General features: G+C 70.5%; 19 protein-coding genes and 2 tRNA genes. 14 read left to right on the forward strand and 7 right to left on the reverse strand.

The features are described from left to right. Window positions 1-126: 126 nt before the first annotated feature. Window positions 127-1,197, forward strand: a complete 1,071-nt coding sequence (locus tag GVL05_RS10825) for an LLM class flavin-dependent oxidoreductase (protein ID WP_159573149.1) — start codon at window positions 127-129, stop codon at window positions 1,195-1,197. An 87-nt stretch (window positions 1,198-1,284) separates the two neighbouring features. On the opposite strand, the gene GVL05_RS10830 is transcribed toward GVL05_RS10825, so the two are convergent. The 5 genes from GVL05_RS10830 to GVL05_RS10850 form a co-directional block, all read right to left on the reverse strand. Further along, a complete protein-coding gene (locus GVL05_RS10830) occupies window positions 1,285-1,902 on the reverse strand; it encodes a response regulator transcription factor (RefSeq protein WP_159573150.1) in 618 nt (205 codons plus the stop codon). Then, on the reverse strand, window positions 1,899-2,924 hold the full coding sequence (locus GVL05_RS10835) for a sensor histidine kinase (RefSeq protein ID WP_159573151.1): 1,026 nt from the start codon (window positions 2,922-2,924) through the stop codon (window positions 1,899-1,901). Before GVL05_RS10835 ends, GVL05_RS10830 begins: the two co-directional genes overlap by 4 nt. A gap of 149 nt (window positions 2,925-3,073) precedes the next feature. Beyond that, window positions 3,074-3,147: transfer RNA gene (locus GVL05_RS10840), tRNA-Pro, on the reverse strand. A 93-nt stretch (window positions 3,148-3,240) separates the two neighbouring features. Beyond that, entirely contained in the window at window positions 3,241-4,197 is a 957-nt protein-coding gene (locus GVL05_RS10845) for a metallophosphoesterase (protein ID WP_159573152.1), read from the reverse strand. Then, window positions 4,194-6,758, reverse strand: a complete 2,565-nt coding sequence (locus tag GVL05_RS10850; protein WP_159573153.1) for a transglycosylase domain-containing protein — start codon at window positions 6,756-6,758, stop codon at window positions 4,194-4,196. Before GVL05_RS10850 ends, GVL05_RS10845 begins: the two co-directional genes overlap by 4 nt. 50 nt (window positions 6,759-6,808) lie before the next feature. On the opposite strand from GVL05_RS10850, the gene GVL05_RS10855 reads away from it, so the two are divergent. Together GVL05_RS10855 and GVL05_RS10860 are read left to right on the forward strand one after the other, a co-directional pair. After that, a complete protein-coding gene (locus GVL05_RS10855; RefSeq protein WP_017888699.1) occupies window positions 6,809-6,967 on the forward strand; it encodes a DUF4177 domain-containing protein in 159 nt (52 codons plus the stop codon). Beyond that, entirely contained in the window at window positions 6,964-7,425 is a 462-nt protein-coding gene (locus tag GVL05_RS10860; protein WP_123338890.1) for a RidA family protein, read from the forward strand. The genes GVL05_RS10855 and GVL05_RS10860 overlap by 4 nt, the downstream gene beginning before the upstream one ends. 69 nt (window positions 7,426-7,494) lie before the next feature. On the opposite strand, the gene acs is transcribed toward GVL05_RS10860, so the two are convergent. Further along, complete coding sequence (gene acs, locus GVL05_RS10865) at window positions 7,495-9,456, reverse strand: acetate--CoA ligase (RefSeq protein WP_159573154.1); 1,962 nt, start codon at window positions 9,454-9,456, stop codon at window positions 7,495-7,497. 860 nt (window positions 9,457-10,316) lie between these two features. Between acs and GVL05_RS10870 the strand changes: the two genes are divergently transcribed. The 10 genes from GVL05_RS10870 to GVL05_RS10915 all read left to right on the forward strand — a co-directional run bounded on the left by GVL05_RS10870 (window position 10,317) and on the right by GVL05_RS10915 (window position 18,709). Further along, window positions 10,317-11,213, forward strand: coding sequence for a CpaF family protein (locus GVL05_RS10870; protein ID WP_200849202.1), 897 nt, complete (start codon window positions 10,317-10,319; stop codon window positions 11,211-11,213). Between the two features lie 59 nt (window positions 11,214-11,272). Next, the gene (locus GVL05_RS10875) at window positions 11,273-12,073 is read left to right on the forward strand and encodes a type II secretion system F family protein (protein ID WP_159573156.1); all 801 of its coding nucleotides are present in this window, start codon (window positions 11,273-11,275) and stop codon (window positions 12,071-12,073) included. Between the two features lie 84 nt (window positions 12,074-12,157). Continuing rightward, window positions 12,158-12,370, forward strand: coding sequence for a DUF4244 domain-containing protein (locus tag GVL05_RS10880; protein WP_159573157.1), 213 nt, complete (start codon window positions 12,158-12,160; stop codon window positions 12,368-12,370). Further along, window positions 12,354-12,716: a TadE family protein gene (locus GVL05_RS10885; protein WP_159573158.1), complete on the forward strand. Its 363-nt coding sequence runs from the start codon at window positions 12,354-12,356 to the stop codon at window positions 12,714-12,716. The genes GVL05_RS10880 and GVL05_RS10885 overlap by 17 nt, the downstream gene beginning before the upstream one ends. 16 nt (window positions 12,717-12,732) lie before the next feature. Continuing rightward, window positions 12,733-13,182 carry a hypothetical protein gene (locus GVL05_RS20000; protein ID WP_194672757.1) on the forward strand — a complete coding sequence of 150 codons (450 nt, stop codon included), beginning with the start codon at window positions 12,733-12,735 and terminating at the stop codon, window positions 13,180-13,182. Continuing rightward, a complete protein-coding gene (gene topA, locus GVL05_RS10895; protein ID WP_159573159.1) occupies window positions 13,158-16,052 on the forward strand; it encodes a type I DNA topoisomerase in 2,895 nt (964 codons plus the stop codon). Before GVL05_RS20000 ends, topA begins: the two co-directional genes overlap by 25 nt. Further along, window positions 16,049-16,684, forward strand: a complete 636-nt coding sequence (gene tmk / locus GVL05_RS10900; RefSeq protein WP_159573160.1) for a dTMP kinase — start codon at window positions 16,049-16,051, stop codon at window positions 16,682-16,684. Before topA ends, tmk begins: the two co-directional genes overlap by 4 nt. A 79-nt stretch (window positions 16,685-16,763) precedes the next feature. Further along, a complete protein-coding gene (locus GVL05_RS10905) occupies window positions 16,764-17,906 on the forward strand; it encodes a DNA polymerase III subunit delta' (protein ID WP_159573161.1) in 1,143 nt (380 codons plus the stop codon). A gap of 48 nt (window positions 17,907-17,954) precedes the next feature. Continuing rightward, window positions 17,955-18,590, forward strand: a complete 636-nt coding sequence (locus GVL05_RS10910; protein ID WP_159573162.1) for a TetR/AcrR family transcriptional regulator — start codon at window positions 17,955-17,957, stop codon at window positions 18,588-18,590. 46 nt (window positions 18,591-18,636) lie between these two features. Beyond that, a tRNA-Thr gene (locus GVL05_RS10915) sits at window positions 18,637-18,709 on the forward strand. Window positions 18,710-18,920: 211 nt separating this feature from the next. Here GVL05_RS10915 and GVL05_RS10920 read toward each other — a convergent pair. Continuing rightward, entirely contained in the window at window positions 18,921-19,643 is a 723-nt protein-coding gene (locus GVL05_RS10920) for a M23 family metallopeptidase (RefSeq protein WP_123939266.1), read from the reverse strand. Between the two features lie 406 nt (window positions 19,644-20,049). On the opposite strand from GVL05_RS10920, the gene GVL05_RS10925 reads away from it, so the two are divergent. Beyond that, window positions 20,050-21,228, forward strand: a complete 1,179-nt coding sequence (locus GVL05_RS10925) for a hypothetical protein (protein ID WP_159573163.1) — start codon at window positions 20,050-20,052, stop codon at window positions 21,226-21,228. Window positions 21,229-21,237 lie beyond the last annotated feature (9 nt).

Consider the following 21,237-nt stretch of genomic DNA (forward strand, 5'->3'; position numbering starts at 1 on the left):
GTCGCTTGTGCGACGTCCGGGCGACGCCTGGTGACCGGTCGGCCGGCGGACGACGGCGTGTCCTGACCGGTGGAGGAGGCGGTCTCGTCGTGGAATGCGTGCGCCGCGGCGCGCGTTGGTGACCACATGAGCGACGACACCCTGCACCTGTCCGTCCTGGACCTGGCGACGCGCGAGTACGGCCAGTCCAACACCGAAGCCCTGCAGGGCTCGATCGACATGGCGGTCCACGCCGAGAAGCTCGGCTACGAGCGCTTCTGGGTCGCCGAGCACCACGGCATGCCCGGCATCACCTCGTCGGCCCCCGCGGTCCTGCTCAGCGCCGTCGGCGCGGCCACCTCGACCATCCGCATCGGCTCCGGCGGCGTCATGCTGCCGAACCACGCACCCCTCGTCATCGCCGAGCAGTTCGGCACGCTCCGAGCCCTGTACGGCGACCGCGTCGACCTCGGGCTCGGCCGTGCGCCGGGCACCGACGGCGCGACCGCGATGGCGCTGCGCCGCACCGATCGGCTCGACGTCGACGACTTCCCCGACCGCCTCGCCGACCTGATCGGGTTCTTCACCGGCATGTCCTCGGACAACCCGTTGTCGGGCATCCGGGCGGTGCCGGGCTACGGCGACGTGCCGGAGTTCTGGCTGCTCGGGTCCTCCGGGTACAGCGCCCAGGTGGCCGGGGCGCTCGGCGTCTCGTTCGCCTTCGCCCACCACTTCGCGTCGGACAACACCGAGGCGGCGCTCGCGCTCTACCGCGATTCGTTCCGGCCCTCGCGGTTCCGCCAGACGCCGAACGCGCTCATCGGCGTGCAGGTCGTCACGGACGAGGACTCGGCCGTCGTCGACGAGCAGAGTGCTCCCGGGATGATCTCGTTCATCCGGATGCGGCAGGGGGCGAAGCCCGAGCCGGTGTCGATGGACGAGGCCCGCGCGTACGAGTTCAACGACCTCGAGCGTCGGTTCATCGCCGCTCGCACCGAGCGCCAGGCCTACGGCACCGCTGATCAGGTGGCGGACAAGATCAACGCGCTCGTGGAGTCCACCGGGGCGGACGGCGTGATCGTCGCTCCGGGTGCGGCGCAGGCGCGGTACCGGCACCAGGCGCTCGACGTCGTGGCGGGGCTGCACGCCGCCGGGCGGCTCGTGCCCGCGGGGGCGGCGGCGGCGTCCGCGTCCGCGTCGGCGTCCGCGTCGGTCTAGTTCGAGTTCGAGTTCGCTTAGTGAGCAGAAATGGTCGGGTCGCCGTCGGGCACCCGACCATTTCTGCTCACCGAGTGGAGCGGAGCCTCAGGTGAGCAGGCCCAGGCGCGTCGCTGCAGCCACGGCGCCGACCCGCGAACCGACGTCGAGCTTGCGGAACACGTTGTAGACGTGCCGCTTGACCGTGCCGATCGCGAGCTGCAGGTCCGCCGCGATCTCGGCGTTCGTGCGCGCAGCCGCCAGCAGCCGCAGGACCTCGAGCTCGCGGTCGCTGAGCGGTGATCCGGCACGAGCCTCGGTGACCAGGTCGACCGGGAACGTCACCGGCGCGGCGTCGGCGTGCGCGGCCCGGGCGATGCGGTCGACGAGCTCGCGGCTCGGGGTGTCCTTCGTCACGAAGTCGACCGCGCCGGCGTCGAGCAGCGTCCGGCGCAGGACAGCATCGCGGTGCATCGTGAGCACCACCACGCGGACGTCCGGACGAGTGCGGCGCACCGTGGCGATCGTGGTGCGCGCCGGCGGACCGTCGAGCTCGACGTCGAGGAGCAGGACATCGATGGCGGCAGCCTCGGGGGAGTCGAGGACGTCGGACGGACGCTCGCCGTGTGCGACCACGCGGATCGTGGGGACGGCGGCGAGGATCGTGGCCAGTCCTTCGCGGAACAGCTGGTGGTCGTCGACGATGGCGACGTGCGTGATGGTCACAGCACGCCCCTCGGGATCGTCAGGCGGACGGTGGTACCGGTGCCGGGTGTGCTGTCGACGTCGAGCCGCGCGCCGATGACCGCGGCTCGCTCGCGCATGGTCTGCTGACCGAGGCGCCCATCGGTGTCGGCGGCGGGGTCGAAGCCCGGTCCGTCGTCGGAGACCGTCACGACGAGGGCGGCCGGTGTCCACGCGAAGTGCACCTCGGCGGCGGAGTCCGCAGCGTGCTTCCGCCGGTTCGTGAGCGCCTCGAGCAGGATCGTGAGTGCTTCCTCGGCCTGCCAGTTCGGCAGGTGCTCGGGCGTGCCCGTGGTGCTGAACGACAAGCGGTCGTCGTCGGAGAACAGGTCCCTTGCGTGCCGGGCGAGCGCATCGTCGAGCAGGGCGGCGCCGACGCGGGCGTGCAGGCTCACCGCCAGGTCCTGCACGTCGCCGAGTGCTCCGCGCAGCAGCCGTGCGGCGTCGTCGAGCTGGTCGGCCCGTTCGCCGGCCGGGGGATCGGTCAGCAGCACCAGGTCGAGTCGCTGAAGCCCGGCGAGTATGCCGTGCGCCACGCGGTCGTGCAGGTCTCGCGCGATCTGCGTGCGGGAGTCCAGGTGCGCCGTCGTGACGCGCTGGCGCAGCGCCTCGGTGTAGGCGACGGCTCCGGCGGGGAACCGGCTCCAGATGCCGGCGTGGAGCGCCCTGGTGGCACGCAGGACCTCGGCGGTGGACTCCGCGCCGACCTCGTCCACGAAGAGCGGCAGGTAGGCGTCGAAGAGCATCTCCGCGGCGAGCATCGCGCCGGCGGGATGCTGGGACTGCTCGGCGTGCAGCGATCCGGTGGCCAGGTGCTCCGGATCGAGGTAGGCATTGCTCACGACGCTGTCCTCGGCACCGGTGGCGTAGCGCTCGTGCGCCTCGGCGATCATCGACGTCACGTTGTCGACGAGGTTCTGCGTGAGGACCGGGTCGTCGGCGAGCTCGGGGAACTGTGCGGCGATCCGTTCGAGGACCGGGCGGAGGTGGTCGGCGGGTGACATCGCTGTCGAGGCTATCCGCGTCGTCGCGGCCGGGGGAACGGCCGCCACGACATGTGTCGCAAGGTGGAGTGCCGAGCACCGACCACGGAAAAGCAGAAGGCCCCGGTTCCGGAGAACCAGGGCCTTCTTCGTACTGTCTCAACACAGTGTCGGGGTGACAGGATTTGAACCTGCGACCTCCTCGTCCCGAACGAGGCGCGCTACCAAGCTGCGCCACACCCCGCGGTGTGATCACTCCGTACCGGAGCAACCCGACAATACTATCCGATGATCCAGGGTGCTCACGACCATCCGGCGAACTCCCGGGCGCGTCGGCTCAGGAAGCCCGTGCAGTCAGGGTGACGACGACGGCTTCGGGCCGGCAGGCGAACCGCACCGGCGCGTAGATCGAGGTGCCGAGACCGGCCGAGACCTCGAGCCACGACCAGTGGTTCCGGTGCTCCCACTTGTGCAGTCCGCTGACGTACCGGCGGGGCAGGTCGCTGTTCGTGACGAGCGCACCGACGCCGGGCACCTGGACCTGGCCGCCGTGGGTGTGCCCGGCGAAGATGACGTCGGCGCCCTGGGTGACGAAGGCGTCGAGCACGCGGCGGTAGGGCGCGTGCGTCACACCGATCGCGACGGGAGCGGGTCCGTCCTCGTCCTCGGCCCAGGGAACCTCGCCGCGCATCTCGTCGACGTTCGTGGGGAGCAGGTCGAGGCGGTCCCAGTCGCGGTGGGCGTCCGAGGTGCCGAACAGCTCGAAGCGCGAGCCGCGGAGCTCGACGGCGTGGGCGTGGTCGTTCAGGTCGAGCCACCCGAGGGACTCGAAGAACGCCGTCTGCCGGTCGATGTCGAGCTCGACGGGCTTCGCCGCGCTGTGCGTCCGGCTCGGACCGGCGAAGTACTGCAGCGGGTTGCGCGGCGACGGCCCGAAGAAGTCGTTCGACCCGTACGCGAACACACCGGGCACACCCCGGAACGGCTCCAGCGCGTACTCCACCGCCGCGTTCGCCGTGGGGTGCCCGATGTTGTCGCCGGTGTTGACGATGAAGTCCGGCTCGACCAGGGACAGGTCGCGCAGCCACTGCTGCTTGTCGGCCTGCCACGGCGCCATGTGGATGTCGGACAGGTGCAGGACCGTGACGTCACGGGACCCCGGCGGGAGGACCGGGACGGTCTCCCACCGGATGCCGAAGCGTCGGCGTTCGACCAGGGAACCCCAGGCGAACGAGGCGGCGCCGACGGCCGCTCCCGCTGCGAGGACCCCGAGTGCTGCGCGACCGCGCGTCACTTGCACTCCTTGGGCGCCTTGCCGTCCTTGTCGCCGTAGAGCTTGATCCGCACGTCGGTGTTCTTGTCGGCTGCGGCTCCGATCGCCGGGTCGACGGCGGCGACCTTGCAGGTCTTGTTGCCACCGCCCTTGGCGTAGTCGTCCGTCACGGCGACGTTCCCGAAGCCGGCGTCGTTGAGGGCGGAGCGGGCGTCACCGAGCGAGTCCCCACCGATCTCGGGGACGGTCCCCTGTGAGCCGTCCGACGTGTACACGGTGACGGCGGAGCCCGACGACAGGAGCGAGCCCGCTGCCGGCGAGGTCGTCGTCACGGAGCCCGCCGAGCCGCCGCCGGTCTGCTGCCCGCCGTCGACGTACGAGAAGCCGGCGCCCGAGATGGCGGCACGGGCTTCGTCGGCGCTCTTGCCGCGGACGTCCGGGAGCGCCTTGGCGTTGCCACGGAGCGCGGACGTGTTCGGGTCCGTGAACGGACCCGCCGGGTAGGTCGCGTTGATCGGGGTCATCGCCTGCCGCCACACGTCGGCACGGACGCCGGCGTAGGTGCCGTTCACGCCGTTGCTGTAGTGACGGAGGTTGTTGAGCTTGCCGTCGGTGTTGCCCTGCCAGTACGCCGTGGCGACGCGCGAGCTCGACCCGACGAGCCAGATCTGGTTCGCGGTGTCGGTGGTGCCGGTCTTCGCGAACAGCTGCGTGCCGTCCGGCGTCTGCGCCCCGCGTGCGGTTCCGCTGGTGATCGTGCCCTTCATGGCGTAGACGGCTGCGTGTGCGACCTCGGGGTCGATCGCCTGCTTGCAGTCCTTGGTCTGGCCGCCGAGCTGCTTGCCGGACGGCGCCGTGATCTGGTCGATGGCGATCGGCTTGCAGTAGATCCCGTTGTTGGCCACGGCAGCGTAGGCCGCGGCCATCGTCATCGGGGCGATGTCGTTGGTCCCGAGGACCGCGGACGGGTTGTACTGCAGCTCGCCGCCGTCGGCACGGTGGACGCCGAGGGACTCCGCGGTGTCGCGGATGTCGCAGAGGTCGAGCTTCTGCGCCATGTTCAGGAACGCGAGGTTGATCGATCCGGCGGTCGCAGCGGCCACGGTGTAGTTGCCGCTCTCGCCGGGGCTGTCGTTCTTCGGGTTGTAGTTGCCCGCCGTGATGGGGGCGCCACAAGCGGTCCACCCCGTCGACATGTTGCGTGGAGCGCCGCTCACGACCTCGTTCAGACCGTGTCCGGCCTTGAGCCATGCGAGCAGGGTGAAGAGCTTGTAGGTCGAGCCGGTCTGGAACCCGCCGGAGTTGCCGTACTTGTAGTCCACGCTGTAGTTGATCGACGTCGACGTCGGCGCGGACTTCAGCGACTGGTCGTAGTCCTTGTTCTGCGCCATCGTCACGATGCGGCCGGAGCCGGCCTCGATCGAGTTGAGGGTCGCGCCGAGCGCGAGGTTGGTCTCGGCCTTGTTGTCGTAGGTGTTGACGAGCTGCTTCTGCTCGGCGTTGAGGTCGATGTTCAGCGACGTCTGGACCTTGTAGCCGCCGTTCCGCCACGCGGTGTCGCGCGCCTTCTGCGACGAGCCGAGCTGGGACATCTCCTTCACGACCTTGACGGCGTAGTCGCAGAAGAACTGCGAACCGTCGCCGACCGATGCCCGGCAGCCCTGCGACGGCTCGGTCAGGTGGACGTAGTCCTTCGGGCTCGCCGCGATGGCCTGGTCGTACTCGGCCTTCGTCAGGTTCTCCTGCGCGTACATCGACTTGAGGATGACGTTGCGCCGGGCGACGTTGGCCTCGTACTTCTTCGGGTTCGACAGGTTGCGTGCCTCGGGGTACTGCACGATGGCCATGAGCGAGGCGGCTTCGGCCGGGGTCAGCTTCGTCGCGCTCTTGTTGTAGTAGTGCTGAGCGGCGGCCTGCACACCGTAGGTCTGGTCGCCGAAGTAGGCGATGTTCAGGTAGGCGGTGAGGATCTCCTTCTTGGAGTACTTCTTCGCCAGCCCGATCGCGAGCTTCATCTCCTCGAGCTTGCGGGGGATGGTCTGCTCGACGGCCTCGTTGTAGGCCTTCTGCTGTTCCTTCTTGGTGGGGAGGTTCAGCGCTTCGTTCATCTTGATGTTGCGCACGAGCTGCATGGTCAACGTCGACCCACCACCCGACTCGCCGAGCCCGCCGGCGACGCTGCCGACGCCCGCGCGGATGAGTGAGGTCATGTCGACGCCACCGTGGTTGTAGAAGCGCTTGTCCTCGCCGTCGATGGCGGCGTTCTTGAGCTGCTCGCTGATCTGGTCGAACTTCAGTTCCTGCCGGTTCTGGTCGTAGACGGTCGCGAAGTGCACCGACTTGCCGCCCGAGTACGCGTACAGCTCGTTGCGCTGCGGCAGGTCACCGATCTCGATGTACTCCGGCAGGGACTCGAACACACCGATCGTCGACGTCGTCGTGACACCGGCGACCGCGATGGCCGGGGTGACCCCGATCGTGACCAGCAGGCCGGCGAGGGCACTGAACCCGACGAATCCGATGAAGGCGCCGACTGCTGAGACGGGCTTGGTCCGCGAGGCAGACGTCTTCTGGGCAGACATAGGATGCAGCCTAAACGACACCCACGACTGAAAGGCTGGCAAGGAACCGCATGACTCGCTGGGAGTACTTCACCACGCCCCTGATGATCCACAACACCACCGCCATCCTCAACAACTACGGGGACGAGGGCTGGGAGCTGGTCCAGATCGTCACCGGCCCCGAGGGTGGGCTCGTCGCGTACCTCAAGCGCCCGAAGGCCGACGCATGAGCATCGCGGACCGCCTCGCCGAGCTGGGGCTGACCCTCCCGCCGGTCGCCGCACCCGTCGCGGCGTACGTCCCCGCGGTCGTCACCGGCCAGTACGTCTACACGGCCGGCCAGCTGCCGTTCGTCGACGGCGCACTGCCCGTCACCGGCAAGGTCGGGGCGTCGGTCGACGCCGAGACCGCCACCGCGCAGGCCCGTGTGGCAGCCCTCAACGCCCTCGCCGCCGTCGAGTCGGTCGCCGGCTCGCTCGACCGCGTCGCCCGGGTCGTCAAGGTCACCGTGTTCGTCGCGTCGGAGCCGTCCTTCACGGGCCAGCCCGGGGTCGCGAACGGCGCCTCCACGCTGGTCGGCGAGGTCTTCGGCGACGCTGGCGTCCACGCGCGCAGCGCGGTGGGCGTGGCGGTGCTCCCGCTGGACGCTCCTGTCGAGGTCGAGCTGGTGGTGGAGCTCACCGCCTGACGGCAGCGACCGACGGAACGAACGTGAGCAGGGCCTCCAGTCCGAGACGGACGGGAGGCCCTGCTTCCGTTACCGGGACTCCATGAGTTCCGCGATGGTCGCCATGATCGTCGGGTCGGCCAGCGTCGTCGTGTCGCCGATGCGGCGGCCCTCGGCCGCGTCGCGGAGCAGGCGCCGCATGATCTTGCCGGAGCGCGTCTTCGGCAGCTCGGGGACGATGACCACCTGGCGGGGCTTCGCGATCGCACCGATGCGCTTGCCCACCCAGTTGCGGAGTTCGGTCGACGCCGATTCGCGGTCGACGTCGGCGGCGGCTTCGGCGGTCAGGATGACGTACGCGACGACCGCCTGTCCGGTCGTCTCGTCGGCGGCCCCGACGACGGCGGCCTCGGCGACGCCCTCGTGCCCGACCAGTGCGGACTCGATCTCGGCCGTCGACAGGCGGTGGCCCGAGACGTTCATGACGTCGTCGACGCGGCCCTGGATCCAGATGTCGCCCTGGCCGTCGAGCCGTGCACCGTCGCCGGCGAAGTACCGGCCGGGGAACCGCGACCAGTACGTCTCGACGAAGCGGTCCGGGTCGCCCCAGATGCCGCGCGCCATCGACGGCCACGGTTCCGTGATCGTGAGGTAGCCGCTCTCGCCGGGATCGGCGCGGTTGCCGTCGTCGTCGACGATCTCGGCGACGATGCCGGGCAGCGGCGTCTGCGCGGCACCGGGCTTGAGCTTCGTGACGCCGGGCAGGGCGGAGATCATGATCGCGCCGGTCTCGGTCTGCCACCACGTGTCGACGATGGGCGTGCGGTCGTGGCCGATGACCTGGCGGTACCAGTTCCACGCCTCGGGGTTGATCGGTTCGCCGACGCTGCCGAGCAGACGGAGGGTCTCGAGACTGCGGGCCTCGGGGATCTCACGGCCGGCCTTCATCGCCGCACGGACCGCCGTCGGCGCGGTGTACAGGACGGTGACGCCGTAGGAGTCGACGATGTCCCACCAGCGGCCGGGCTTCGGCTCGTCGGGCGTGCCCTCGTAGAGCACCTGCGTCACGCCGTTCGCCAGGGGGCCGTAGACGACGTACGAGTGCCCGGTGATCCAGCCGATGTCGGCGGTGCACCAGTAGACGTCCTTCTCCGGGTGCATGTCGAACACGTTCTTGTGCGTGTACGCGGCCTGGGTCAGGTACCCGCCGGAGGTGTGCACGATCCCCTTCGGCTTCCCGGTCGTGCCCGAGGTGTACAGGATGAAGAGCGGGGTCTCGGCGGGGAACGCCTGCGGCTCGTGGGTGGCGTCCGCCTTCGCCAGTTCGTCGTGCCACCACAGGTCGCGGTCGTTCCAGGCGATCTCGTTGCCGCCGCGCTTGACGACCAGGACGTGCTCGACGCTCTCGGTGCCCTCGCCCTCGAGTGCCTCGTCGACCGCGGGCTTGAGCGCGGAGACCGCGCCGCGCCGCCAACCGCCGTCGGCCGTGACGACGAGCTTCGCGCCGGCGTCCTCGATGCGCGCACGGAGACTCTCGGCGCTGAACCCGCCGAACACGACGGAGTGCACGGCGCCGATGCGGGCGACGGCGAGCATCGTCACGACGGCCTCGGGGATGAGCGGCAGGTAGACGACGACGCGGTCGCCCTGCCCGACACCGAGGTCGGTGAGCATGTTCGCGGCGCGCTGCACGTCGGCGGTGAGTTCGGCGTAGGTGATGCGGCGGGTGTCGCCGGGTGCGCCCTCGAAGTGGATCGCCACCCGGTCGCCGTTGCCCGCGCGGACGTGCCGGTCGAGGCAGTTCTCGGCCACGTTGAGCGTGCCGTCGGCGAACCACTTCGCGAACGGGGCGCCGGACCAGTCGAGGGTCTGCGTGAACGGGGTGCGCCAGTCGAGCAGGCTGCGGGACTGCTCGGCCCAGAAGGCCTCGCGGTCGGCGGCGGCGGCCTCGTGCAGGTCCTCGTGCGCGACGGCGTCGGCGACGAACTCGGGTGTCGGCGGGAAGGTGGCGCCGTCGTCCTCGCGGTGGTCGGTCTGGGTCGGAGTGGACATCGATGTCCTTTCGCGTCGTTGCGTCCTCAGGGTGCGCCACGGAGACTACCCCTCGGCCGGTGCGCTGCGTGGTTCCGTGACCAGCGGCGGCCCGGGTGCGGGCCAGCCGGGCCGCGACGGTGGGGCCGGCGGTGTCCTCGTCGCGGCGGCACGTCGGGCGGGGTCGGCTGTCCCGGTCGCGGCGGCACGCCCGGCGGTCGTGTCGGGGGTTGCCCCGGGGGGCGGATCGTGGGGTACAGTAGTTCCTGCTGGACTCGTTTCCGGCGGCACCGAATCGGATTCCCCCCAATCCTTCGGTGTCCAGGCGGCACCAGTTCCCCCCAACCGGTGCCGCCTCTTCTTTTGTCCGGGTCCGGCTCGAGCGGTCAGCGCTCGCCGACCGCCGACGATCGGCGGCGATCCGCACGGGGAAGCCGGTCGAGTGGACAGACCGGTACATGCTCACGCATGGAACGGTCGGCGGGCTCGTAGCAATTGCTACTCCGTCTCGGCGCCCGCGATCGACGGGACCTGCTCGTGTGGTCTGCCGTCGCGCCGTGTCGGGTACTCCTCACTGAGTGGGGTACGGCTTTCCGTTTCGGGGGACAAATCGGTCCGTTGGTACCATCGGCGCTTACCTCTCCACAGGCTGGTTGTGGCACCGGATGCCGAAAACGGCTCTCCTCCTACGCTCTGGCGTCATGCGCCGTCACCGTGCCACGCCGTCCCTGCCCGGGTCCGGGCCCTTCCTGCCGGGGGCCGGGCCGTCCCCGCCCGGGGCGGGGGCTCTTCCGCCGGGGGTTCGTCCGCCGGGGGCTGCCGCTGCCGCCCTTCGGCGCCGGACGCACGGTGTCGTCGAGTTCGAGGAACTCGCCGGGCTCGTGACGGACGCCCGGGTCACCGACGTCCTGGTCGTCGGCGGCGTCGGCACCTGGATCGACCGTGGTGGCGGACTCGAAACCGCCGCGCCGCGCCTGACCGAGACGCGCACCCGCGAGCTCGCCACGCGCCTGGTGGCGCTCGGCGGACGCCACGTCGACGAGACCACGCCGTGCGCCGACGTCCGCCACGGCGACGGGATCCGGGTGCACGTCGTGCTCGCCCCGGTCTCGGTGGGCGGCACGGCGATCTCGATCCGGCTCCCACACCCCGCCCGGCCGACCCTCGCCGCGCTCGAGCGCGCCGGCACCTTCGAGCACGTGCCGCGTTCCGTCGTCGAGGACGCCGTGCACCGGCGCCGCAACGTCCTCGTCACCGGTGCAACCGGCAGCGGCAAGACCACCCTGCTCGCCGCGATGCTCGGCGCCGTCCCGGTCGACGAGCGGATCGTCACGGTCGAGGACGTCGCCGAGCTGCGCATCGCCCATCCGCACGTGGTCACACTCGAAGCGCGGCAGGCGAACGCCGAGGGCGTCGGCGCGCTCGGCCTCGACCGGCTCGTGCGTGAGGCCCTGCGGATGCGCCCGGACCGGATCGTCGTGGGGGAGTGCCGCGGTGCCGAGGTCCGCGAGCTCGTGTCCGCGCTGAACACGGGCCACGACGGGGGCGCCGGCACCGTGCACGCCAACGGTGTCGCGGACGTCGCCGCCCGGCTCGAGGCGCTCGGCGCCCTCGCCGGGCTCGGCGTCGAGGCGCTGGCCCGACAAGCGGTCAGCGCGTTCGACCTGGTGCTCCACGTCGAGCGTCGGGCAGGCGGACGACGGCTCGTCGCGGTGGGCGCGTTCCACGTCGGGTCGGACGGGAGGCTCGTGGTGCGCCCGGTGGACGGAGCACCGTGAGCACGGGGTCGCTCCTGGGGCGTCGGGCCCGGCGTCCTGTGCGGTTCGACCCGGCGCGCGTGGCCGGCACCCTCGACCGGGTCGCGACGCTCGTCGCCGCCGGGGTCCCGCCGCCGCGCGCCTGGGAACTCGTCGGCCGGCTCCCCGCAGGGACCGCTCCCGCGTCCGCGGACATCGCCGTCGTCCTGCGGGTCGCGGACCGGACCGGCGCCCCCGTCGCCGAGACGCTCGGGGCCCTCGCCGGAGCGCTCCGCCGATCGGCAGCGTCGGACCGGGCGATCCGGGTCGCCCTCGCCGGCCCGCGCACCAGCGCCCGCGTCGTCCTGGCGCTGCCGTTGTTCGGCCTCGGACTCGGGGCCACGTGGGGCTCCGGAGCGGTGCAGGTCCTCACGAGCTCACCGCTCGGCTGGGTCTGCTCGGCGCTCGCGGCCGTGCTCGTCCTGTCCGGGCGTGCCTGGACCGCGCGGCTCGTCCGGTCGGCGACGCCGGACGGACGCGTGCCCGGAATCGTCCTCGACGCCTGGGCGGTGGCCGTCGCGGGCGGCGGTTCGTGGATCGACGCCGGCGAGGCGGTCCGTCGTGCCGCCGACGGGATCGTCCCGCCGGCTGCCGACGTGGTCCGCCTCCGCGAGGTCCTCGACCTGGCCAGGCGAGCGGGCGTGCCCGCGGCGGGACTGCTGCGCCGCGCCGCCGAGGACGTCCGTGACGACGCTGCTGCCGCAGGCCTCACCGCGGCCGAGCGCCTGGCCGTCCGACTGGTGCTGCCGCTCGGTGTCTGCATCCTGCCCGCGTTCGTGCTCGTCGGGGTGGTCCCCGTCGTGGTCGGCGTCCTCTCCTCCACCGTCGTCGGTGCGCGATGACCTCTCCACAGATGCCGATCGAGGCCCTGATCGCCCGGTCGCCACGCGCCACGCTGGGATGACCGCAACAGAAGGGACGAACCCATGAGCACCACCTCGAACCGAATCCGTCGGGCCAACCGCGTCGTCGAGCGGCTCCGCGCCGTCGCACAGGACGACCAGGGGTCCGCGACCGCCGAGTACGCGGTCGTCATCCTCGCCGCCGTGGCGTTCGCCGGCGTGCTCGTCGCCGTCATGCGCTCGGGCGAGGTGCAGACCATCCTCACCGAGCTCGTCCGCGGTGCCCTGTCGCTGTGACCACGAGCGGCGCTCCGACCGGGGCTCCGACCGGGGATCGGTCACGGTCGAGTTCGCGGTCGTGCTGCCCGCCGTCGCGCTCGTCCTCACCCTGCTCGTCGCGGCCGTGCTGGTCGTCGACGGACAGGGACGCCTCCAGTCGGCCGCCGCGGCGGCTGCGCGGGGCGTCGGGCGTGGGGACGACGCCGTCGGACTCGCCGCCGCCGAGCAGATCGCGCCGGGATCCTCCGTCACGATCCGGCGTACCGACGACCTGGTCTGCGTCGACGCCACGCGCGGCAGCACCGGTCCGTTCTCGGCGCTGCCGCTCCGGGCGACGGCGTGTGCTGCGGCCGGGGGACGCTGACCCTGAGCGCGGCTCGGTGACCGTGCTCGTCGCCGCCGTCCTCGGCGTCGGGGTGCTCGTCGCGTCGTCGGCGCTCGCCGCCGCCGGACACCGCACGCAGGCGATCCGGGCCGGGGACGCCGCCGACGCCGCCGCGACCTCGGCCGCTGCGACGTCCATCGGACTCCTGACGGGGTCGCCGTGCGACGTCGCCGAGCGGGTCGCACGGGCGAACGGCTCGACCCTCGTGGCCTGCGACCTCGCTGCCGCGACGGCCCGGGTGCGGGTGGTCGTCGGCTCCGGACCGTTCGCCGTCGGCGCATCCGCGGTCGCCGGTCCGGCGGACGACCACCCCGACCACGGTGTGTATGGTGTGCCTGTCGGCCACCGGTCACCGATGTCCCGGGCGACCCGGACACGCTCGTGTCCAGGGCCGACCAGCACCACGGATCAAGGAGACACGTGCCAGGCACGAAGAAGCTCGTGATCGTCGAGAGCCCTGCGAAGGCGAAGACGATCGCGCAATACCTCGGTGACGGATACGAAGTCCAGGCCTCGGTCGGACACATCCGCGACCTCGTCGAGCCCAAGAACCTGCCGGCCGAGCTCAAGAAGGGCTCCCTCGGCAAGTTCTCGGTGGACGTCGACAACGGCTTCGAGCCGTACTACGTCGTGTCCGACGCCAAGAAGAAGACGGTCGCCGAGCTCAAGCGTGCGCTCAAGGATGCCGACGAGCTCTACCTCGCAACAGATGAGGACCGCGAGGGTGAAGCGATCGCCTGGCACCTGCTCCAGGTCCTCAAGCCGAAGGTCCCCGTCAAGCGGATGGTCTTCCACGAGATCACGAAGGAGGCGATCCAGCGTGCGCAGGAGGCCACCCGTGAGCTCGACACCGCCCTCGTCGACGCGCAGGAGACCCGCCGCATCCTCGACCGCCTCTACGGGTACGAGGTCTCGCCGGTCCTGTGGCGCAAGGTCGCTCCCGGCCTCTCCGCCGGTCGCGTGCAGTCCGCCGCGACCCGGCTCGTGGTCGACCGCGAACGCGAGCGTCTCGCCTTCGTCTCGGCCAACTACTGGGACCTCTCCGCTCGGTTCGAGAAGGCGGGGGAGTCCTCCTTCTCGGCGCGACTCGCCCGGATCCAGGGCACCCGAGTCGCCTCGGGGCGCGACTTCGACGACCGCGGTGCGCTCAGCGGTGACGTCGTGCGTCTGGACGAGGCCGCAGCCGCCTCGCTGACCACCGTGCTCGAGCGCGCCGGGGACGCCACCGTCCGCAGCGTCGACTCGAAGCCGTACACCCGCCGTCCGGCGGCACCGTTCACCACGTCGACCCTGCAGCAGGAGGCAGCGCGCAAGCTGCGTCTGTCGCCGCGGCAGACGGCGCGTGCGGCGCAGACGCTGTACGAGAACGGGTACATCACCTACATCCGTACCGACTCGGTCTCGCTCTCGAAGCAGGCGATCGACGCGGCCCGCAAGCAGGCGGCCGACCTGTACGGCGCCGCGACCGTGCCGGACAAGCCCCGTCTGTACGCGAGCAAGAGCAAGAACGCGCAAGAGGCACACGAGGCGATCCGTCCCTCGGGCGACACCTTCCGCACCCCGCAGGAGCTCCAGGGCACGCTCACCGGTGTCGATTGGCGGCTCTACGACCTCATCTGGAAGCGCACCGTCGCCTCCCAGATGGCGGACGCCAAGGGGTCGACCGCATCGATCGTGCTCGGCATCGCATCGACCGAGTCGGTCGAGGGCATCACGTCGACCGCGAACGGCACGGACGCCGAGTTCACCGCGTCCGGCACCGTCATCACCTTCCGCGGGTTCCTCAGCGCCTACGAAGAAGGCCGCGACGAGGACCGCCACGAGTCGAGCGAGCGTGCCGGTCAGGACGTCGCGCTGCCCGACGTCAAGCAGGGCGAGCACCTCGAGGTGCACGACGTGCTGGCGAAGGGGCACGACACGACGCCGCCGCCGCGCTTCACCGAGGCCAGCCTCATCAAGACGCTGGAAGAGCTCGGGATCGGGCGTCCGTCGACCTACCCGACGATCAGCCCGACGATCATCGACCGCGGCTACGTGTCCCTGCGCGGCACCCAGCTCGTGCCGAACTGGATCGCGTTCAGCGTGGTCCGGCTGCTCGAGGAGTACTTCGGCGAACTGGTGGAGTACGACTTCACCGCCGAGATGGAAGAGGACCTCGACCGGATCGCCCGCGGCGACGCCGACCGGGTCGACTGGCTCAAGGGCTTCTACTTCGGTGGCGGCGACGACGACCAGCGTGGCCTGCGGACCGTCATCGACAACCTCGGTGAGATCGACGCGCGTGAGATCAACTCGGTCGAGCTCGCACCGGGCCTCACCCTGCGGATCGGTCGCTACGGCCCCTACATCGAGGTGCCGAGCGACGACCCGGAGAAGCCGCGTCGCGTCAACGTCCCCGAGGACCTGGCACCCGACGAGCTGACCGTCGAGAAGGCCAAGGAACTCGTCGACGCCCCCGTCATCGGCGACCGCGTCGTGGGCATCAACCCGGACACGGGCAAGGAGGTCCTGGCGAAGGACGGCCGCTTCGGTCCCTACGTCACGGAGCGCACTCCGGAGCCCGAGCCCACCGTCGACCCGAAGACCGGCGAGGTCGTCGACGCCGCAGCCGCCGCCCCGGAGCCCGCAGCGGCCGAGCCCACCGTCGACCCGAAGACCGGCGAGGTCGTCGACGCCGCAGCCGCCGCCCCGGAGCCCGCAGCGGCCGAGGCCCCCGCCGAGACGACGACCGGCAAGAAGGCCCCAGCGAAGAAGGCCCCGGCGAAGAAGGCCCCGGCGAAGAAGACGACGAAGAAGGCCGCGGCGCCCAAGGAACGGACCGCCTCGCTCTTCAAGTCGATGGACCCGGCGACCGTCGACCTCGAGACCGCGCTGAAGCTCCTCGACCTGCCCCGAGTGGTCGGACAGGACCCGGAGACCGGCAACGACATCACCGCGCAGAACGGTCGCTACGGCCCGTACCTGAAGAAGGGGACGGACACCCGGACACTCCCGGGCGAGGACGCGATCTTCGACATCGACCTCCCCGGTGCGCTCGAGATCTTCTCGCAGCCGAAGTACGGCGGCAACCGTGCCGCGAGCTCCGCGCTCAAGGAGTTCGAGGCGGACCCCGTGTCCGGCAAGCCGATCAAGATGAAGGACGGCCGGTTCGGCCCCTACGTCACCGACGGCGAGACGAACGCGACGATCCCGAAGGGCGAGGACGTCGAGGCGGTCGACCACGCCCGTGCGGTCCAGCTCATCGCGGACAAGCGCGCCAAGGGCCCCGTCAAGAAGAAGACGCCGGCCCGACGGGCACCGGCGAAGAAGAAGTGACCGGACGGTTCATCACGCTCGAGGGCGGCGACGGCGCGGGCAAGACGACCCAGGCCGAGCTGCTCTCGGCGTGGCTCGTCGAGCACGGCCGCACGGTCCTGCGCACCCGCGAGCCCGGCGGCACCGACCTGGGTCTCCGGATCCGTGAGATCGTGCTGCACGAGCGCGGGCACGTGTCGCCCCGCGCCGAGGCGCTGTTGTACGCGGCAGACCGGGCACACCACGTCGAGACGGTGGTCCGTCCCGCGATCGCCCGTGACGAGGTCGTGCTGCAGGACCGGTACATCGACTCGTCGGTCGCCTACCAGGGCGTCGCGCGCGGTCTGGGCTCCGAGCACATCCGCTCGGTGTCGGAGTGGGCGGCGGACGGCCTGGCGCCGGACCTGACGATCCTGCTCGACCTCGACGTGACGGTCGGACGCGCCCGGGTCGCCGCGGCCCGTGGTGACACGTTCGACCGCCTGGAGTCCGAGGCCGAGGCGTTCCACGAGTCGGTGCGACGAGCGTTCCTGGACATGGCGGCGGCCGAACCCGACCGCTTCCTGGTGGTCGACGCCGGCGGCTCCACCGAGGACGTGCAGCGTGCGATCCGTGCCGCGGTCGCTCCACTCGTCGCGATCGACCCGGCATGACCGTGGACGCCCGCGTGACGGTGGTCGCCCGCGTGACGGTGGTCGCCCGCGTGACGGTGGTCGCTGACAGGATGGTCCCGTGAGCGTGTGGGACGGCCTGACCGGGCAGGAAGAAGCAGTCGCCTCCCTCCGGAACGCCGCGGAGTCGACCGGCGGCACCGGCGGCATGACGCACTCGTGGCTGATCACGGGTCCCCCCGGGTCCGGACGGTCGAACGTGGCGACGGCGTTCGCGGCGGCCCTCGTGGGCAACGGTCCCGACGACGACCACACCCTGCAGCAGATCACCGCGAAGACCCACCCCGACGTGTCGGTGCTCACGACGCAGCGCGTGATCATCACCATCGACGAGATCCGGCAGCTCGTGACGTCGTCGTACTACTCGCCCTCGGTCGGGCGGTACCGCATCGTCATCATCGAGGACGCCGACCGCATGACGGAACGCACCTCGAACCTGCTGCTCAAGGCACTGGAAGAACCTCCGGAGCGCACGGTCTGGATCCTCTGCGCCCCGAGTGAAGCGGACCTGCTGCCCACCATCCGGTCGCGCGTCCGCTCCGTCCGCCTCCGGGTCCCCGGGATCGAGTCCGTCGCCGACCTGCTCGTCGCCCGCACCGGCATCGACCGTGCCCTCGCGATGGACGCTGCGCGGCAGGCACAGAGCCACATCGGCATGGCGCAGCGCCTGGCGACGAGTGCGGACGCCCGCGATCGTCGCCGCCGCACCCTGACGACCGTGCTCGGCGTCCGGAGCGTCGGTGACGCCGTGATGGCCGCTGCCGACCTGCTCGCCGTCGCCGACGAAGACGCCAAGGCCATCACGCAGCAGCGCGACTCCGAGGAGCGCGACGCCGCACTGCGATCGCTCGGCATCGAACCCGGCGGCACGATCCCGCCGGCCCTCCGCTCGCAGCTCCGGCTGCTCGAGGACGACCAGAAGCGCCGTGCGACCCGCAGCCTGCGCGACGGTCTCGACCGCATCCTGGTCGACGTGTCCTCGCTGTACCGCGACCTGCTCCTGCTCGGTCTCGGTGCCCCGGCGGAACCCGTCAACCTGGCGATGCGCGACCACCTCGACCAAGCCCTGCAGTCGGTCACGCCGGCCGCGGCGCTCGAGGTGCTCGACGCGATCGCCCTCGCCCGGCAGCGGATCGCCGCGAACGTGGCGGCGTTGCTCGCGCTCGAGGCGCTGCTCGTCACGATCGCCCGCGTCCGGCACTGACCGTGACGGACTCTCCCCGCGGCGAGTGGGGCATGGGACAATCACGGCATGCCCGACGCTGAACCCGGCCTGCGCGAACGGAAACGCCGCGCCACCCGCCGCGCCATCCAGGCGGCGGCGCTCCGCATCGCGATCGAGGACGGCCTCGGAGCGGTCACCGTGGACGAGATCTCGCGTCGAGCCGACGTCTCACCCCGCACGTTCTTCAACTACTTCCCGAGCAAGGAACAGGCGATCCTCGGGGACGACCCGGAGCTGCCCGACGACGCCGCGCTGCAGGAGTTCGTCGACGGCGGACCGGACGGCGACCTGCTGTCGGACCTCGGTGCACTGCTCGTGCACTCGACGCAGGAGCTCATCGAGGAACGTGGACTCATCGAGGAACGGCAGCAGGTGCTCCGGGCGAACCCCGAGCTGTTCAGCCGGCGCATGGAGTCGATGAAGGAGTTCCAGGCCGAGATCCAGGCGGCGGTCACCCGGCGGCTCGAGCGCGAGGACCCCGAGCTCGCTGCGGACCCCGATGCGCTCCGCCGTCGGGCGCGCCTGGCGTCGATCGTGGCGCTCGGTGCGCTCCGGCACGCATGGTGGGAGTGGTCCGGGTCCGAGGCCGGTTCGCACCTGGTCGACGAGCTCCGCAGGTCCTTCGCCGAGCTCGGCGTGCTCGTTTCGCGTTCGCTCGTCTGAGCCTGTATAGTCATTGATCGTGCCGCTCCGGGTTCGGAGCGAGCGCGCCGCCTTAGCTCAGTCGGTAGAGCGATTCACTCGTAATGAATAGGTCGTCGGTTCGATTCCGACAGGCGGCTCCGAGGAAAAGCCCCGTTCAGCACGCCCATCCAGGCCTGCCGAGCGGGGCTACTTTCTTTGCCAAGTGCACACAGCAGTGCACACAGCGTTCGCTCCGCGAGGATGCGTACCGCGCCGTCAGCTCGCATTCCATTGCAGACGCGAATGGCCCCCTCGCGACGCGCAGCGTATGAGGGGGCCATTCGATGTCCGGTCTGCCTGACTACTGCGTCAGGTTGTCGGCAGCTCCCTGTAGCCCTGCAGCGTCTGCGGGGGCTGGTTGCTGTACTCGGGGATACCGATGTTCCTGCGGAACGTCAGCTGGGTACCGTTGTAGATCCGGGCCTTGGTGTTGTCGCCAAGATTGACCGACCACCACACCTGCCCTGTGCTGCCGTCGGGCACGGAGACCGTGATCACGTTTGCCATGTCGTCTTCCTCTTCGTCTGTCGGTACGTCGATGGGTTGTGCTGTGCCGGTCGCAAGCGGAGCAGCCTTCAGAATCGCTGTCGGGTCGACGCTCGACCCGTTCTGGTGCATGAGCAGGTGCAGGTGCGGTCCAGTCGAGACTCCGGTGCTGCCGCTGCGACCGATGAGGGTCCCGGCTTGTACGTTCTGCCCGTTTGCCACGTCGATGTACTGGAGATGTCCGTACCCGGTTTCGTAGCCATCGGCGTGCTGGATCCGGACGTAGTTGCCGAAACCCTCGCTGACGGTCGCGCCGTGTAGCCCGGCGAAATTCACGGTGCCGTCCCGCATGGCGTAGACGGGCGTAAGCATGCTCGCTCGGATGTCGACGCCGTCGTGGAACGACCTGACCCCGGTGACCGGATGCGTTCGCCATCCGTACCCGGAGGAGTAGCTCTTAGCCGTCGCCAACGGAAACCACCAAACGGTGGCTGCCGCTGCCGGCCTGGCGCCATAAGCTGCGTCGGCGACGAGGCCAGCAGCCACGATCGCTCCGACCCCTCCGATGAGTCCCCTTCGTGATAGCCCACTAGGTGGATCGATACTGCGTTGTTCGTTCACATCGCTTCCCCTTCCCCAGAGGGTGTCAGCACCGCCCCTCGGTGCTGCCCGCCCCCGAGGGGAACGCTATGGGCATCCTGAGTGCCGCCCTAGCCCCCGAACGGGGGTGCGCCGCCGGCCGGGGTTGAACACGATCGGCCGCACCCCGAGCATCAGGGCGGTCCCCGTCGCGGAGGAGTTTGCGAACCTCTGACGGCCATCCGCGGGGCGCGGACCGGACGGGGCCCGGCCGGAAGTTACAGAACCGTTACTGCCTTCGATCCGCGTAAACGCGCGGAAGTAGCACTAGTGACATTTGACTCCGAGGTGCTTGTGGCACGACGCTCAGGGCATGACTTGGCAGGCGCTCGTGAGCGGACTCAGCGCCGAGAACCGCGCTGAGTTGGCTGCCGCGCTTGCCGACGTCGGAGTAGACGACGGCGAGCCGCTGGAGACGTGGCTACGTCACTGGTTCGCGCACATCCACTCGAAGAAGATCGCCCCGAAGACCATCGCTTCGTACCGGACCAGCATTGAGCAGTACATCGTGCCGGCGATCGGAACCGTAGGACTCCGTGCGCTCACGCCGACCCACGTCGGGCAGGTTGAGGAGTTCATCCGCGGCCGAGGACTGGGTGGCGCCACCGCGCAGCAGGCACACCGGGTGCTGTCCCTCGCCCTTCGTGACGCGATGCGCGACGGACGTGTCACCCGGAACGTTGCACCGCTCGTCGACCAGCCGAAAAAGAAAGCCCCGACGATGACGGTCCTCGACGCGGCCGGTGGAATCCGGCTGCTCGAGACGGTGCAGCATGACCGGCTCGGGTCTCGCATCGCCGCCGCCCTTCTCACCGGCGCACGTCAGGGGGAACTCCTCGGCATCGAACTCGACCGCGTCACCGACGAGCTCGACCTGTCGTGGCAGTTGAAGCGGTTCTCGTGGTCGCATGGCTGCAACCGAGCGAAGCCGTGGGAGGCGGTGTGTCGTGCGAAGCAGGGGGCGAAGTGCCCCGAACGGCACCTGGACGCTCCGGAGGATCAGGAGTTCCGCCACCTGACGGGTGGGTTGTGGTTGTCCCGGCCGAAGTCCGCGGCTGGGTGGCGTGTAGTACCGCTGGTAGAGCCGCTGCGGTCGATCATCGAACGCCGCGTGCAGGTTGCCGCGGAGGAACCCAACCCGCACGGTCTGCTGTGGAGTTCCGATCCGAAGCGAGCCCGAAGCGGCACGGCCCTCGATGGCTCTCCGGTCGACCCACGTGTGGACAACGAGTACTGGCACTCCGTCCTCGACCGTGCCGGCCTTCCAAACGCAACGCTGCACTCGGCACGGCACACCACTGTCGACCTGCTGTACGCAGCGGAGAGCGTCGACGAAGTGACGATCGCGGAGATCGTCGGCCACTCCACGTACCTCATGTCCCGTCGCTACCGCTCGCGGGGGAACCGAGCGCTGCTCCGGGTTGCCCTGGAACGAGCTTACGAACCGCTCATCCGTCGATCATCGGCGTCAGCGGACGTGGCCCTCAACTGAGGGTTACCG

Source organism: Curtobacterium sp. 18060, assembly GCF_902706105.1.
Classification (GTDB): Bacteria; Actinomycetota; Actinomycetes; order Actinomycetales; family Microbacteriaceae; genus Curtobacterium.

Excerpts from the sequence above, each read along its gene's own strand:
- GVL05_RS10850 (WP_159573153.1), bottom strand. The coding sequence starts at position 6,758 with ATGTCTGCCCAGAAGACGTCTGCCTCGCGGACCAAGCCCGTCTCAGCA.
- GVL05_RS10910 (WP_159573162.1), top strand. The coding sequence starts at position 17,955 with ATGCCCGACGCTGAACCCGGCCTGCGCGAACGGAAACGCCGCGCCACC.
- GVL05_RS10835 (WP_159573151.1), bottom strand. The coding sequence starts at position 2,924 with ATGTCACCCGCCGACCACCTCCGCCCGGTCCTCGAACGGATCGCCGCA.
- GVL05_RS10860 (WP_123338890.1), top strand. The coding sequence starts at position 6,964 with ATGAGCATCGCGGACCGCCTCGCCGAGCTGGGGCTGACCCTCCCGCCG.
- GVL05_RS10855 (WP_017888699.1), top strand. The coding sequence starts at position 6,809 with ATGACTCGCTGGGAGTACTTCACCACGCCCCTGATGATCCACAACACC.
- GVL05_RS10880 (WP_159573157.1), top strand. The coding sequence starts at position 12,158 with ATGAGCACCACCTCGAACCGAATCCGTCGGGCCAACCGCGTCGTCGAG.
- acs (WP_159573154.1), bottom strand. The coding sequence starts at position 9,456 with ATGTCCACTCCGACCCAGACCGACCACCGCGAGGACGACGGCGCCACC.
- GVL05_RS10825 (WP_159573149.1), top strand. The coding sequence starts at position 127 with ATGAGCGACGACACCCTGCACCTGTCCGTCCTGGACCTGGCGACGCGC.
- GVL05_RS10925 (WP_159573163.1), top strand. The coding sequence starts at position 20,050 with ATGACTTGGCAGGCGCTCGTGAGCGGACTCAGCGCCGAGAACCGCGCT.